Origin of the sequence: Nonomuraea fuscirosea (assembly GCF_035917475.1) — a bacterium.
Lineage (GTDB): Bacteria > Actinomycetota > Actinomycetes > Streptosporangiales > Streptosporangiaceae > Nonomuraea > Nonomuraea fuscirosea.
In genome coordinates this window covers 2495338-2508974 of record NZ_CP109074.1, presented here as the reverse complement: position 1 = coordinate 2508974, position 13637 = coordinate 2495338, and the positions used below count along the sequence as shown (strand labels likewise).

12 protein-coding genes are annotated in these 13637 nt (G+C 73.3%); 8 read left to right on the top strand and 4 right to left on the bottom strand.

Annotated features, from left to right (window positions below; genetic code table 11):
• The first annotated feature begins 3 nt into the window (after nt 1-3).
• From OIE67_RS11340 to OIE67_RS11320, 5 genes are all read left to right on the top strand, one after another.
• Nucleotides 4-885 carry an alpha/beta fold hydrolase gene (locus OIE67_RS11340; protein ID WP_326639288.1) on the top strand — a complete coding sequence of 294 codons (882 nt, stop codon included), beginning with the start codon at nt 4-6 and terminating at the stop codon, nt 883-885.
• A 126-nt stretch (nt 886-1011) separates the two neighbouring features.
• A complete protein-coding gene (locus OIE67_RS11335; protein ID WP_326639286.1) occupies nt 1012-2334 on the top strand; it encodes a sensor histidine kinase in 1323 nt (440 codons plus the stop codon).
• Nucleotides 2331-2996 carry a response regulator transcription factor gene (locus tag OIE67_RS11330; protein WP_326639284.1) on the top strand — a complete coding sequence of 222 codons (666 nt, stop codon included), beginning with the start codon at nt 2331-2333 and terminating at the stop codon, nt 2994-2996. Before OIE67_RS11335 ends, OIE67_RS11330 begins: the two co-directional genes overlap by 4 nt.
• A 262-nt stretch (nt 2997-3258) precedes the next feature.
• Nucleotides 3259-4029, top strand: a complete 771-nt coding sequence (locus tag OIE67_RS11325; protein ID WP_326639282.1) for an ABC transporter ATP-binding protein — start codon at nt 3259-3261, stop codon at nt 4027-4029.
• Nucleotides 4026-6509: an ABC transporter permease gene (locus OIE67_RS11320; protein ID WP_326639280.1), complete on the top strand. Its 2484-nt coding sequence runs from the start codon at nt 4026-4028 to the stop codon at nt 6507-6509. Before OIE67_RS11325 ends, OIE67_RS11320 begins: the two co-directional genes overlap by 4 nt.
• 30 nt (nt 6510-6539) lie before the next feature.
• Here OIE67_RS11320 and OIE67_RS11315 read toward each other — a convergent pair whose 3' ends face one another.
• Together OIE67_RS11315 and OIE67_RS11310 are read right to left on the bottom strand one after the other, a co-directional pair.
• Nucleotides 6540-8045, bottom strand: coding sequence for a hypothetical protein (locus OIE67_RS11315; protein WP_326639279.1), 1506 nt, complete (start codon nt 8043-8045; stop codon nt 6540-6542).
• 96 nt (nt 8046-8141) lie between these two features.
• A complete protein-coding gene (locus OIE67_RS11310) occupies nt 8142-9134 on the bottom strand; it encodes a helix-turn-helix transcriptional regulator (protein WP_326639277.1) in 993 nt (330 codons plus the stop codon).
• Nucleotides 9135-9196: 62 nt separating this feature from the next.
• On the opposite strand from OIE67_RS11310, the gene OIE67_RS11305 reads away from it, so the two are divergent.
• Both OIE67_RS11305 and OIE67_RS11300 read left to right on the top strand, forming a co-directional pair.
• Entirely contained in the window at nt 9197-10654 is a 1458-nt protein-coding gene (locus OIE67_RS11305) for an MFS transporter (RefSeq protein ID WP_326639275.1), read from the top strand.
• 42 nt (nt 10655-10696) lie between these two features.
• A complete protein-coding gene (locus OIE67_RS11300) occupies nt 10697-11047 on the top strand; it encodes a cupin domain-containing protein (protein WP_106247804.1) in 351 nt (116 codons plus the stop codon).
• Here the strand turns inward: OIE67_RS11300 and OIE67_RS11295 are convergent.
• Nucleotides 11041-11403 (bottom strand): aldo/keto reductase, encoded by a 363-nt coding sequence (locus OIE67_RS11295; protein WP_326639272.1) that lies wholly within the window; start codon nt 11401-11403, stop codon nt 11041-11043. The genes OIE67_RS11300 and OIE67_RS11295 overlap by 7 nt on opposite strands.
• A gap of 13 nt (nt 11404-11416) precedes the next feature.
• Between OIE67_RS11295 and OIE67_RS11290 the strand changes: the two genes are divergently transcribed.
• The gene (locus tag OIE67_RS11290; protein ID WP_326639270.1) at nt 11417-11785 is read left to right on the top strand and encodes a LysR substrate-binding domain-containing protein; all 369 of its coding nucleotides are present in this window, start codon (nt 11417-11419) and stop codon (nt 11783-11785) included.
• A gap of 18 nt (nt 11786-11803) precedes the next feature.
• Here the strand turns inward: OIE67_RS11290 and OIE67_RS11285 are convergent, their stop codons facing one another.
• Nucleotides 11804-13585 carry a peptidoglycan recognition family protein gene (locus OIE67_RS11285; RefSeq protein WP_326639268.1) on the bottom strand — a complete coding sequence of 594 codons (1782 nt, stop codon included), beginning with the start codon at nt 13583-13585 and terminating at the stop codon, nt 11804-11806.
• Between the last annotated feature and the right edge of the window lie 52 nt (nt 13586-13637).

Genomic DNA, 13637 nt, shown 5'->3' with positions numbered 1-13637 from the left:
CCCATGATGTACGACCACGACGGCAAGCCACTCCGCACCGGCCGGGCCGCCGTCAACGGAACGAGCCTGCACTACCGGACGGCCGGTTCAGGACCGGCCGTGGTGCTGCTGCACGGCGTGCCCAAGACCGGCTACCACTGGCGTCACCTGCTCAAGAGGCTCACGCCCCACCACACCGTCGTCGTGCCGGACCTGCGCGGCCTCGGCGACTCGGCGCGCCCCGCCGACGGCTACGACTCCGTGACGATGAGCGAGGACGTCGCCGAGCTCATGGCGTACCTCGGGCACGAGAGGTACGCCGTGGCGGGCGAGGACTGGGGCGCGGTGATCGGCTACCAGCTCGCCGCCCGGCACCCGGAACACGTCCTGGCCCTGGTCTTCGCCGAGGCGCTGTTCCCCGGGTTCGGCTTCGAGGAGCGCACCGCGCTCACCCCGGAGAACGTCTCCAGCGGTCTGCACCTGTGGCATCTCGGCTTCTACTTCCAGCCCGACGTGCCCGAGATGCTGATCTCCGGCCACGAACGCGAGCTGATCACGTACATGATCAAGAACGAGCGTACCCACCCCGACTCGGCCACTCCCGACGCCGTCGAGGAGTACGTGCGCACCTACTCCATGCCCGGCGGCATCCGCGCGATGTTGTCGATCTACCGGGCGATGCTGGTGGACGCCGAGCAGAACCGGCAGGCGGCCCGGCGCAAGCTGGACCTTCCGGTCCTGGCACTGGGCGGCTCGGCCTTCATCGGCGAACGCAACGAGTCCCAGCTGCGGCTCATGGCCCACGACGTCACCGGTCACGTCTTCGACGCGGGCCACGACCTCGCCGAAGAGGTGCCCGACGAGATGGCCGACGTGATGCTGCCGTTCCTGGCCAGGAGCGCATGACGGGGTCCTGGGACCCGCGCGGCACCCGGCATCGGAGCACTGCTGCGTGTCAGACGAGAGGCTGAGGCGATCTGCGACCGTGGTCGGATGGCAACGGCGCCGGTCCCGTCTACGGTGGTAGGCGCCATGCCTGCCCCGCACCGCTCCACCGTCACCCGGCCGCCGCGTGAACCCGGCGTGGCCGCCCCCCTGCCGCGCCGCACTCACCCGGCCGCCCGGCTGCTGCGTGACACCCACCCCGCCGGGCGGCTGCTGCGTGATGCCGGGCTCGCCGTCGGGCTGGCCGTGGCGGGCGTCGTCATCCTGCCGTACCTGCCGCACGCGGCGCTCGTCGTGGCGATGTGCGTGCCGCTGGTGCTGCGCCGGGCCTGCCCGTGGGCGGCGCTGATCACCGTGACCGTCGCCGCCGCGCTGCACGTCGTCGTGCTGAAGGATCCGACGGTGTCGGTCGTGGCCGTGCCGGTCGTCGTGCACAGCCTGGCCCGCTGGTCGACGACCACGGCGGCCAGGGCCGCGCTGGCGGTGGGGCTCGCCGGAGCGGTGATCGGGCCGGCCAGGTGGCTGAGCGTCCAGCTGGAGGCGCCGTCCCTGGGGAGCTGGGTGACCTCGATCGTCGGCCACGGCGCCGTCGTCGTCGCCGCGTTCGTCGTCGGCCGGCGGGCCCGCGAGCGCGAGGAACTGCTGGTGCGGCAGGAGCGGGAACGCGCCGAGCGGCAGCGGGCCGCGCTGGCCGAGCGGGAGCGCGCGATCCGCCGGGCCGCCGACGACGAACGCCACGAGGTGGCCCGCGAGATCCACGACCTCGTGGCACACTCGCTGGCCGTCATCGCCGTGCAGGCCGAGGGCGGCCGGGCGATGGTGGCGCGTCATCCGCACCGATCGCAGGAGATCCTCACGGTGATCGCCGACACCTCCAGGGAAGCGCTCGACGAGCTGCGCCAGGTGGTGGCGATGCTGCGCCGGCACGAACCTGGACCGGCCGCCGACTACCGGCCGGCCGTCGGGCTCGACGACGTCGCCGACCTGGTGGCCCGCCTCGGCGGCCGGGCCCTGCTCCGCGTCCAGGGCGACCCGGGCGCCGTGAGCCCGCTGGCCGGGGTGACGGTGTACCGGATCGTCCAGGAGAGCCTGACGAACATGCTCCGCCACGCCGGCCCGGCCGCCCGCGCACAGGTCGCCATCACCGTCACCGGCCACGAGGTCACCGTCCGCGTGCGCGACGACGGCCGCGGCGACGCCGCCGAGTCCGACGGCCGCAGCCGCGCCGTGGAGTCCGAGGGCCGCGGCGACGCCGTGGAGCCCGGCGGCCGGGGCACCGGGCTGGTGGCGATGCGCGAACGGGTGCAGCTGCACGACGGCACCCTGACCGCGGGCCCGTGCGCCGGCGGCGGCTTCGAGGTGCACGCGGTCCTGCCGGCGCAGCGGGCGGCGGGATCGGCGGCCGGATGACGCTCAGCCTGTTCCTCGTCGACGACCAGCGGCTCGTCCGCGCCGGGCTGCGGATGATGGTCGAGTCGCAGGACGACCTGACCGTGGTGGGCGAGGCCGGTGACGGCCGGGAGGCGGTCACGAAGCTGCGCGGCCTCACCGCCGACGTGGTGCTGATGGACGTCCGGATGCCGGTCATGGACGGCGTCGAGGCGACCAGGCGGCTGACCCGGCTCGGGCATCCGGCGCGGGTGCTCATCCTGACCACGTTCGACCTGGACGAGTACGTCTTCGCGGCGCTGCGCGCGGGCGCGGCCGGCTTCATGCTCAAGGACGCCCGCCAGGAGGAACTGCTGGCGGCGGTCCGCGGCGTCGCCGCCGGCGGCTCGGTCGTCGCGCCGTCCGCGACCCGGCGGCTGATCGCCCACTTCGCCGACCGGCTGCCGGGCGGGCCGGCCGCCACCGACGAACGCCTCGCGCTGATCACGCCACGGGAGGCCGAGGTGCTCGACGCGATCGCGACCGGGGCCACCAACGCCGAGATCGCGGCCCGGCTGCACCTGGCCGAGGGCACGGTGAAGACCCACGTCGGCAACCTGCTGGCGAAACTGCGCTGCCGTGACCGGGTCGCGCTGGTCCTCTTCGCCTTCGAGACCGGCCTGGCCACCCCCGACCGCCGATAACCCCGGGCCGCGTCCTCCTGTTCGGGCGCGTCCCTCCGCGTCCCTCCGCGTCCGTCCACACTCCTCGTCGCACCCCGACGCCACCGGCCGCAGCCCGCCCTACCACCTGGGCGCTCTTGCCCTACGACCTGGACGCTTGTGCCCTACGACCACGGTCGCAGACGCCGTCCAGAAGTCCGGACCGCAGACAGATCCGCTTCCGCCCGCGGCTGCCTACGTTGGGCACCCGGCAACCGAATCACCAGCGACAGACAGGGCACCCATGACCGCACACAGCTCCGCCGTGGACCGTTCAGGGCCGCGCGACACGACCTCCGCGGCCGCCGCACGGGACCTCACGAAGACGTACGGCACCGGCGACACGGCCGTGCCCGCGCTGCGTGGGGTCACGGCCGACTTCGGGCGGGCGACGTTCACCGCCGTCATGGGCCCGTCCGGCTCCGGCAAGTCCACGTTCATGCACTGCCTGGCCGGGCTCGACCGGCCCACCGGCGGCCACGCCTACATCGGCGGCCAGGACATCTCCGCGCTCGGCGACCGGGAGCTGACCCGGGTCAGGCGGGACCGGGTCGGCTTCGTGTTCCAGTCGTTCAACCTGCTGCCGACGCTGACGGCGGAGCAGAACATCCTGCTGCCGCTGGACCTCGCGGGCCGCCGGGCGGACCCCGCCAGGCTCGCCGCCGTCGTCGGCTCGCTGGCCATCGGCGACCGGCTCGGCCACCGTCCCGCCGAGCTGTCCGGCGGGCAGCAGCAGCGGGTCGCGATCGCGCGTGCCCTGGTCACGGAGCCGGAGGTGGTCTTCGCCGACGAGCCGACCGGCGCCCTCGACTCCCACACGGCGGCGACCCTGCTGAGCTTCCTGCGCCGTTCCTGCCGTGAGCTGGGCCAGACGATCGTGATGGTCACCCACGACCCGATCGCGGCGTCGTACGCCGACCGGGCGCTGCTGCTCAGCGACGGCCTGATCGTGGACGAGCTGCGCGAGCCGACCGCGGACGCGGTCCTGGGCGCGATGCGGAGACTGGCCGCATGACCATCGGCCGTCCGACGCGCTTCCCCATGGCCCGCAACGCGCTCGCCGAGCTGCGGCACAACCCGCGCCGCGTGGTCGCCGTCATCGTCGCGATCATGATCAGCGTCGGTTACCTCACCGCCTCCGTGACCGTGCTGGCCGGCGAGACGAAGACGTTCGAGCGGAACATCATCGCCCGGGTCTCCGAGACGGACGTCGTGGTCACCGCCCGCACCGGCGACCGGGCCGCACAGGCCCGCCTGGCCGCCCGGATCGAGCAGGTGGCCGGGGTCGCCTCGGCGGACCTCAGTCTCCTGTCCCGTGGCTGGGTGAGCGGCTCCTCCGACTGGGTGCAGGTGCAGTCGCTCCCGGACAACCCGAAACTGCGCTGGACCGACCTGACCGAAGGACGCTGGCCCGGCGGGCCCGGCGACATCGTCCTCGGCGATGTCACCGCGCGGCAGCTCAACCTGAAGACCGGCGACCGGATCACGATCACCGACAGGAACACCTCCGCGACGCTGACCGTCACCGGGCTCACCCATCAGGGCGACTCGCTGCTGTCGGGGCTGACACTGCACTCCTTCGTCGCCCCCTCCTTCTACACCGCCGCGGACTCGATCCGCGTGTCGGAACAGACGGAGATCCTCGTCATCGGCGACGGCACCCTCTCGCAGGGGCGGCTCGCCGAACGGGTCGAGGCGGTGGCCGGAGGCCGCGACCGGGTGGAGACGTCCGCCGGGATGGTCCAGCGCCTCATCTCCCAGCGGACCCAGGGCGTCTACGTCTTCCAGCTGCTCCTGCTGGTGTTCGGGGCGGTCGCGCTGCTGGTCGGCGGCATCATGATCGTGAACACGTTCCTGATCCTGGTCGCGCAGCGGCGCCGGCAGATCGGGCTGCTCAGGGCGGTCGGCGGCCGGCGCGACCACATCCGGCGCGGGCTGCTCGCCGAGGCGGGCGCGATCGGCGTCATCGGGTCGCTGCTCGGCGTCGGGCTCGGCGTGGCGCTCTCGGCCGTGGTCGCGGTCGTGCTGGACCAGGCGCTCAGCGTCCCGGCCTGGCAGGTGGTCGCCGTCGCCGTCGTGGGGGTCGCGATCGCGGTGCTGTCGGTCCTGGTGCCGGCGCGGCGGGCGGCCATGATCGCGCCCCTGGAGGCGCTGCGTACCGTCGCCGGCGACGCGATCGGGCGCCGGGCCCCGCTCGTCCGCCGGGCCGGGCCGCCGGCCCTGGTCGTCCTCGGGCTGGCCGGGATCGGGCTGGGCTTCACCGACACGTTGTTCGCGCTGGCGTACTCCATCGGCGGGTCGTTCGTCTGCGCCGTCGGGCTGCTCGCCTCCGTCGGGTCGTACCTGCCGCCGCTGCTGCGCGGCCTCGGCTCCCCCCTGCGTCGCACCGGCCCGACCGCGCGGCTGGCCACCGCCAACACGCTGCGCAACCCCGGCCGGGCGGCCGCGACCGGCGCCGCGCTGATGCTCGCCGTCGGGCTCGTCGTCGCCCTCCAGGTCGGCGCGGAGAGCATGAAGGCGACGGCCGACCACAATCTCGACGCCCGCTTCCCCGTTGACGTCACCGTGTCGATGCTCACCGGGCCGCTGCCGGCCGGCACCGTCGGCGACGTCGCCGCGATCGCCGGGATCACCGACGCCAAGGGGGTGCGCACGACGCGGGTGACCATCAAGGTGCGCGGGGGCTCGAAGCGCGTCCTGGCGCAGGGTCCCGGCGCCGACGCGATGACCACTCTGTGGGCGCCGCGCCCGCCGATCGCCGCCGACGTCGTCCTCGCCGACCCGTACCTGCTCGAAGACGCCGGCATCAGGAACGGCAGCCGGCTCACCGTCACCGGCCGGTCGGGATCGGTCACCCTGCCGGTGCGGGGTGACCCGCTCGCGCCCACCGACGGCCTGGTCGTCGCGCCCCGTGTGCTCGCGGCCCTCGACGCCGGCGCTCCGCTCGGCGCGGTCTGGGCCAAGGCGCGGCCGGGGGCCGACATCACCGCGCTGCGCTCGCACCTGCGTACCGTGGCCGAGCCGATCACCGGCGCTGAGGTGGGCGGCGGGCTGACGGCGAAGCTGATCTATCACACGGCCATGGACCGGCTGCTGGCCATGTCCACCATGCTCCTGGCTGTGGCGGTGCTGATCGCGCTCGTAGGCGTGGGCAACACCCTCGGCCTGTCGGTGCTGGAACGTACCCGCGAGTCCGCGCTGCTGCGCGCCCTCGGGCTGCAACGCCGGCAGCTGCGCTGGATGCTCGCCATCGAGGCGATGCTGCTCAGCCTGGCCGGCGCGGTCGTCGGCATCGCCACAGGGGCGTTCTTCGGCTGGATCGGCGCGTACGCGGTCAGCGGCGAGCTGAACCTGGAGAACATCCAGTTCGCCATGTCGGTGCCGCAGACACTCGGGGTCACCGCCGTGGCCGTCGTCGCCGGCGTCCTCGCCTCGGTCCTGCCCGGCCGGCGCGCGGCCCGGGCCACCCCGGTGGCCGCCCTCGCCGAAACCTGACCGCCCGGGCCTCCGCCGGTTCCGACGGTGTCAGCGTGGGGTGGTGGGCTCGGCGCCTCCCTCGTGCAGGCGTTCCAGGCGCTCGCGTACGCCGGCGTCCGGTTCCGCGCGCAGGGCCGCCGCCACGGCGGTACGCGCCTCGGGCGGCAACCTGGCGTGGTCCCAGGCGGCCAGGGCGCGGACGGCCAGGTTGCGGTTGCGGACGACCGGGCTGGCCAGGCCCGCCGCGATCAGCGGCCAGCCGTGTCCCGGCCAGGCGTCCAGGCTCTGCAGGACCAGGTCGAGGGCCCGGTGGGGCTGGCGGGCGGGGCCGAGCCCGGGGTCCTGTTCCGGTCCTGAGGCGATTTCGGCCAGCGGGAGGATCTCCGCGGCCAGGGCGAGGATCTCGTCCACGTCCCGCTGTGTCGCCTGCCGCATCAGGGCGTACCAGTGCGCCGCGCCGTACGGATCGGCGCGCAGCCGGGCCCGCAGGGCGCCGGCGGTCGGAATGCCCAGCAGCTCGCACGCCCGTACGGCACGGCCGAACGCGGCGTCGTCGTCCGCCCCGGCCAGGGCGGCGGTAGCCAGCTCGGCCCAGAGCGGGCGGGCCAGGATCTCCGTGCAGCGTGGCAGCAGCTCGGGCCAGTGCTCGTCAGCGTACTCGCGCAGGGCATGAACGTACAGAAAGTGCCGCAGTTCCCCCGCACCCGGCCTCGCCGCAGAATCGTCCGCACCGGTACGGGCCTCGATGTGGCCCAGGTACAGCTCGGCCGCCCGCCTGCCCTCCTGGTAGCCGGACATGCCGGCGACCGGCCCGTCCTCGTCGGTGAGGGCCGTCAGGATCTCGCCCGCCGCCTCCAGCAGCTCGTCGTCCGGCGTACCGGCGAGCCGGCCCGCGAGGTCACCGGCCCCGGCGGCGGTCCCGGCGAGGTAGGCGGTCGCCACGTCGTTGCGGAAGCCCTCGCGGACGATCCACTCGCGCACCGCCGGATCGGCCGCCCGCGCCAGGTGTTCCACCAGGTGGATCCGCCCCCACCCGCGCACCTGCCTGGCCAGGGCCCACAGGTCGGCGGTCGCGTCCCCGCCGGTGTTGCGCAGGGCGGTCATCGCGTACAACGTGAACTCGTCGTGCCGCCCGAACGTCATGAGCTCGTCGCGGTGGTGCTCGGCGTCGAACAGCCCCAGCAGCGCGATCCCCAGCTTGACGGCCTCGCGCTCGTCCGATTCGGTGGCCAGCGCGTACGCAAGGTCGTAGACCCCTTCATGGTCCAGGCCGGCGGCGCTGACGTCCGTCAGCAGGGCGTCCACCAGCGAGATGATCCGGGCCTCGCCGATCGCCCTGCGCACGGCGGCGGGCTTGAGCGTGCCGATCGCCGTGGACAGCCGCCGCAGCTCCTCCTCGTCGGCCCGCCCGTTCCAGTGGTAGATCAGCACGCCGTCCCGCGCGCCCGGCATCCACACCGTCTCCGAGCTGCCGGGCTCGTCGAGCAGTTCCTCGGCGCCGTCACGTAACTGCTGGTAGATGGACGGACGGCCCTTCCCCTGCTTTCCTGCCATGCGCAACACTTCCTTCCTTACCGAGGTCCCCGTTCCGATGACGCGAAGATCTGCATGCTACGGCCGGTCGAGCAGGACGGTGGCGCCGGTTCGCGGCTACCCGGCGGCGCGCCGGTAGCGGCGGGCGAGGGTGCGGCAGGCGTCCTTCAGTTCGTCCGGCTCGATGGCGGTGATGTCGGCGTCGAAGGTGGCGAGCAGGCCGGCGATCCCGGCCCACGACCATGCGCCGAGGGTGATGCGGGTCCGGGTCGGGGTGACGTACTCGATGACGGAGCCGCCGGGCGCCCATCGGGCGACGACGTCGGGCGGCAGCTCCATCAGGACGGTGCCGAGGCACGGCCACGGGGCCGGGGTGTCGCCTCTGTCGTGGCTGGTCATCACGTAGTGGGCGACGTTGGGTTCGGGAGGTTCGCGGCGGCGGAACGGGGTCCCGGTGGGTGCGTAGGCGTGGATGCGGTCCACCCGGTAGACGCCCCAGGCGTCGGTGTCCGGGGTGTAGGCGACGAGGTACCAGCGGCCGGCCCACATGAGGAGGTGGTGGGGTTCGACCCGTAGCGGTGGGGTGAAGCCGGGGTCGCCCGGATCGGGGCGATGGCTGCCGGGGGTGCGGTAGTCGAAGCGCAACAGGTGCCCGTTGCGGACGGCGGAGCCCACGGCCTTGAGCGTGCCCGGGTCGACGGGTGGCGCGGGGAACTCCCAGAAGTTGCGGATGGCGGTCAGGTGCATCGCGTCGACCTCGGCCCGAAGGTGGGCGGGCATGACCTGCCTGATGCTGGTCAGGGCGCGGGCGGCGTCGTCGTCGAGGCCGGCCACGCTGGCCGGCGCGGTCTGGAGGGCGACGGCGACGGCGACCGCCTGCTCGTCGTCGAGCAGCAGCGGAGGCAGCCGGCCGCCCGTGCCGAGCCGGTAGCCGCCGTCGGGACCCATGAGGGCCTGGACCGGGTAACCCAGCTCGCGCAGGCTCTCCACGTCACGGCGCAGGGTGCGGGTGCTGATGCCGAGCCTGCCGGCCAGGTCCCGCCCGGACCAGTTCGAGCGGGCCCCGAGCAGGGACAGCAGCCTGAGCAGGCGGGCGGACGTGGTGGCCATGGGCTCCATTGTGGGCGAATGGCGGTCATCCGGTGTCCGCGACCGCTGTCACGGTGTGGCGCATGAGTTCAACCACCACTTCCGGCCCCGTCTCCCGCGGGGAGCCCCGAGCAGGTGCGCTGGCCGGCCGAGCCGCCGGGTTCGCCCTGCTCGTGGTGCTGTTCGCCTCGTTCATGGACCTGCTGGACGCCACGATCGTCACGGTCGCCGCACCGGCGATCGCGGCCGAACTGCACGCGAGCCAGGCCCAGGTGCAGTGGATGCTGGCCGGGTACGTCCTCGCGCTGGGCTCCGGTCTGATCATCGGCGGCCGGATCGGCGACGACCACGGCCGTCGGCGGATGTTTCTGGCCGGCCTGGCCGTCTTCGCCGTCGCGTCCGCGGCGTGCGCCCTGGCGACGGGCCCGTCGATGCTGATCGGCACGCGGGTGCTGCAGGGCCTGGCCGGCGGCCTGATGGTCCCGCAGGTGTTCGGGATCATCCGGTCCTCGTTCCACCCGGCGGAGCTGGCCAAGGCGTTCGGCGCGTATGGGGCCGTCCAAGGGCTGGCCGCGGTGGCCGGGCCGCTGATGGGCGGGTTCCTGGTCGACGCGGACCTGTTCGGCCTGGGCTGGCGGACCATCTTCTGGGTGAACGTGCCGATCGCGGCCCTCGCACTCGTCCTCGGCTCCCGCGTCCTGCCGGAATCCAGGAGGCGGCACCGGGCCGCGCCTGATGTCGCCGGTGCGGCGCTGCTGACGTCGAGTGTGGTGCTGGTGCTGCTGCCCCTGGTCCAGGGGCACGACTGGGGCTGGCCGTGGTGGGGCTTCGCGCTGCTGGCCGCCGGAGTGGCGGCGCTGTGCGCGTTCCTCGCCTACGAGCGAAGAGTCACGCGACGGGGCGGGCAGCCCGTGCTCGACCCGGCGCTGCTGCGGGTGCGCAGCTTCGGCGCGGGACTGACGGCCTCCCTGTTCTTCTTCGGCGCCATCGGCGCGTTCTTCCTGACGCTGTCGATCTACCTGCAGACCGGCACCGGACGCACCGCCTGGGAGACCGGTCTGGTGATCCTGCCCTACGCGATCGGGTCCATCCTCACCTCCGGCCTCGGCGTCGCCCTGGCGGCCAGGGCGGGCCGGGCGCTGCTGGTGACCGGATCGCTGGCCCTGGCCGCGTCGCAGGCGCTGTTGTGGTTCGCCGTCCGCGACGGTCAGAGCCCCGGATACTGGACGCTCGCGGCGGCACTGTTCGTCGGCGGTCTGGGGCTGGGCCTGGCGGCGCCGATCCTGGTCAACGTCATCCTGGCCGGCATCCCGGACCAGGACGCGGGCGCGGCCGGTGGGGTGCTCTCGACGGTGACCCAGATCGGCGGCGCCGCCGGCGTGGCCGCCCTGGGCACCCTCTTCTTCACCACCCTGGACGACCACGCCGCCCCGCTCCAAGGGTTCGGCGACGCGTTCGCGGCCGTGCTGCCGGTCGGGATCGTGCTCTATCTGCTGGCCGCCGCACTGATGCTGCTGCTACCTCGAACCGCGGCCACGTAACGCTCCGGCCGGCGTCAGGAGCATGGCGGTAGGGTCGCCGCCATGCAGATCATCAAAGGAGCGGGACAGTGGGCGCCGCCGGCCGCCGGGGCCGCCAACGACTGGGTCGAGCAGCTCAAGGTGCCGGACCTGTCCGTCGGTACGTACTGCGTTCCCGCGGGCGGCGTCGACACCCAGAGCCCGCACACCGAGGACGAGATCTACGTGGTGACCGCGGGCCGGGCCAGGATCACGACACCGAGCGGGGACGAGGAGGTCGGCCCCGGCGCGGTGATCTTCGTTCCGGCAGGTGAGGAACACCGCTTCACGGACATCACGGAGGATCTGGCGCTGCTGGTCGTGTTCGGCCCGGCCTACGGCTCGCGCGGAGCAGCCCCAGCGGGCGATCAGTGACGTCCAGGGGACGGGTCTCCCTCAGCCCAAGGGCTGACTCCGCGCTCGGCCGCGACGCGATGGAAGGCGGTGCCGGCGGAGGCCGGGCCTGAGGGGCCGTCGAGTGAGCTGCGGGAGATGCCGCCGAACGGGCTGCAGGGCAGGAAGGCCAGGCCCGTCTCGGTGCACAGCCGCAACTCCGGCTCGCTGTCGCGGACAGCGGGCGAGTACTGGTTCTGCACGGGGACGAGCCCGTCACCGAGGATCTGCCGCGCCTGACGGATCTGGGCGGTGGTGACGTTGGAGATGCCGGCGGCGCGGATCGTGCCGGCGTCGAGCAGTTCGCGCAGCGCGCCGACGGACTCCGCCCAGGGCACGGCGGGGTCCGGCTTGTGCCTCGCCGGCCGCGCCACGCTCGACCTGGCCGAGCTGGCCGCCGAACCCTGGGTGCTCGGCTGCCTGAAGACCGAGGCGTACCTGCGCCGCCACGCCGAGCGGGCGGGCTTCGAGCCGGACGTGCGCGGCACCACGACCGACTACTTCTTCGCCCGCTCGCTCGTCGCCGGCGCCGGCGTGGGCATCTCCCTGATCCCCTCCATCCCGCTCACCCCGGAGCTCCCCGGCCTGAGCACCGTCCCGATCAAGCCACCGGCACCGGCCCGGCACCTCGGCGTCGCCGCGATCAGGCGCGACGACCGGCCCCACGTCACGACCCTCATCCACGCCCTTCGCGAGCAGGCGCGGCGAGCCGGTCGGTAGCCGGACCACCCGGCACTCTCAGGCCTCGGTCACCACGACGTCCTCGCTCCTGACGAACATGACGCGGTGGCCGAACTGGATCTGGTGATACTCGTCGGTGCCGCGGACCACCACGTGCGGCGTGGTGTCGAAGGTGTCCGCCTTGTAGAACTCGCCGGTCGTGGTCAGGCCGATCGTGTACGACTGCCCCGCCGGGAACGTGTACTGCAGCGGGATCAGCGGCTGCACCGCCACGCCCGCCGGGTACGCCGCCGCCTCCGGGTACGCGCGGCCGTACACCGGAACGGAGTCCAGACCAGGACGGGGCGTCGCCATGCGGGCCCGGCTGGGCACGGCGGCGGGAGCGGAATCCGGGTTGTGGAACCACGCCTTCTGCCCCAGGTACCAGATGGCGGTCCAGTCGCCGCGCCGCTCGGCGACGACGTAACGCTGCCCGGTGACGGCGCGGGCGGCGTGATCATACACGCTGAACGTGGACTCTCCCGTCGGGTGCTTGCCGACGTCCTTGACGAGAGGCGCGTCCTCGCGCGGCTCGGTGTGCAGCCAGACCGAGGCCGACCCGTGGGCCGGGCAGGCGGCCGCGGGATGGTGCTCGTCGCAGCCGATGTAGTGCGGGCGGTTGCGGTCGTAGTCCGGCAGGATCATGACCGTGGCCGTGCCGGAATCGCCGTCAGCGCGTAGCGGAGCCCCCAGCAGGTCGAAGAAGTGCGCCCAGTCCCAGTACGGGCCCGGGTCCTCGTGCATGCTCGACACCTTGTCCGGCAGCAGGCCGGGCACGTTGTCATGACCGAGGATGTGGGCGCGATCCAGCGGGACGCCGAACCTGTCGGCCAGGTAACGCACGAGCTTGGCGGACGTGCGGTACATCGCCTCGGTGTACCAGGTGCCGCCGGTGGCGAGGAAGCCCTCGTGCTCCACGCCGATCGCCTTGGGGTTGAGGTACCAGTTCCTGGCGTGCCAGGCCACGTCCTTGGTGCGTACGTGCTGGGCGAGGTGACCGTCGTGCGAGCGCACCGTGTAGTGCCAGCTCGCATTGGACCCCGGATCCTGGACGATGCCGAGCGTCCCGTCGTACCGCACCTCGGTGTCGTGGATGACGATGTACCGGATCGTCTGACTGTTCGGGCGGTCGGCCTTGTCGTGATTGCCGTACTTGCCGTTCGGCAGTTCGGCGTAGGGCGCCGGGATCCACTCGCAGGAGAGTCCGGCAGGGCACTCCACGTCCTCGCTGCGGGCCAGATGCGGCAGGTTCAGCCTGGTCAGCCAGAGGCGGGACGGGCGCACCTCGGGGGAGGACGGCAGCGTCATCTCCGTGCCGGTGTCGGTCATCCGGGTGGCGCCCTCGTGGATGACCTCGTACACCTCGTCGGCGAAGCCCGCCGCGGTCTCCTCGTCCGTGGCGCCCGAGTAACGCGCCACCGCGCCGTACCAGTCGGCGGGGTCGGCGCTCGGCGGAGCGCCCAGGGCGCGCTGGTACTCCGCGAGCAGTGCCGCGCCGCCGTCGATGTTCGCGGCCGGGTCCTTGCGCAGGCGCTCGGCGCTCTGCCCGGTCAGCTCGGCGGCACGTTCCAGCGTGTGCAGGGACGTGCCGTCCGGCCCGGCCCCGGTTCCGTCGAAGGGATGGTACCTGCCCGGCGCGTCACCGTCGGTGAGGTGCATGGGGCCGAATCCGGCGGCCGTACTGGGCCTGCCGCCGTTGCAGTCCCAGCGCGACTCCATGTACGAGACGGCGAGCAGGACGTTCTCCGGTACGCCGTGTCTTCTCGCGGCCTGTTCGAACGCTTGCGGCATCGTGGTCATCACCACCACCTCCACACCTGCACCGTCGCATGGACGGCCATCCCACCGGGAG